Here is a 609-nt window from a genome sequence, read left to right as displayed (position 1 = left end):
TCTTGTAGCGCGAGGCCCGAAGGTCCCCCGCTTTCCTCCTCAGAGCGTATGCGGTATTAATCCGGCTTTCGCCGAGCTATCCCCCACTACAAGGTACATTCCGATGTATTACTCACCCGTTCGCCACTCGCCACCAGGTGCAAGCACCCGTGCTGCCGTTCGACTTGCATGTGTAAGGCATGCCGCCAGCGTTCAATCTGAGCCAGGATCAAACTCTTCAGTTTAAACCTGTTACTGTTTTCGGTTTTTCGTGATAAATCACTCGAACCGGTCGCTCTCAAAGTATGCTGACAAGTTAATTACTTAACTTACCTATTACTTATGTGAGCCTCAATAAATTTAAAGCTTATCTGCCGAAGCAGACGCACTATTCATCGAGTGCCCACACTTATCGGTTGTCTAGTTTTTAAAGATCAATCGCATCGAACTTCGCTTCGTCGCACACTTACCGCGCCGTCGCTTCGTTTTCTGCGTCGCTGCATCTGCAGCAGAGAAGCAAGATTATGTCGCAGCTTCTCGTCGTCGTCAACAGTTTTTTTCGCCTTCTTCGCTCGTCGCCGTAGCAACTCACCAGCTCCAAAACCACCAACCACCGGGCTTTCCAGCCCG

Annotated in this window: 1 protein-coding gene and 1 rRNA gene; both read right to left on the bottom strand. The window is 50.4% G+C overall.

From position 1 onward, the window contains the following. Positions 1–224: ribosomal RNA gene (locus A985_RS24060) — 16S ribosomal RNA — on the bottom strand; the annotation flags it as partial. 189 nt (positions 225–413) lie between these two features. Continuing rightward, a partial coding sequence (locus A985_RS28875; RefSeq protein ID WP_232424502.1) for a hypothetical protein occupies positions 414–609 on the bottom strand: 196 nt, incomplete at its 5' end.

The organism is Pandoraea sp. B-6 (assembly GCF_000282835.1).
In the GTDB taxonomy this organism is placed as follows: domain Bacteria; phylum Pseudomonadota; class Gammaproteobacteria; order Burkholderiales; family Burkholderiaceae; genus Pandoraea; species Pandoraea cepalis.
This window is presented reverse-complemented; position numbering and strand designations above follow the sequence as displayed.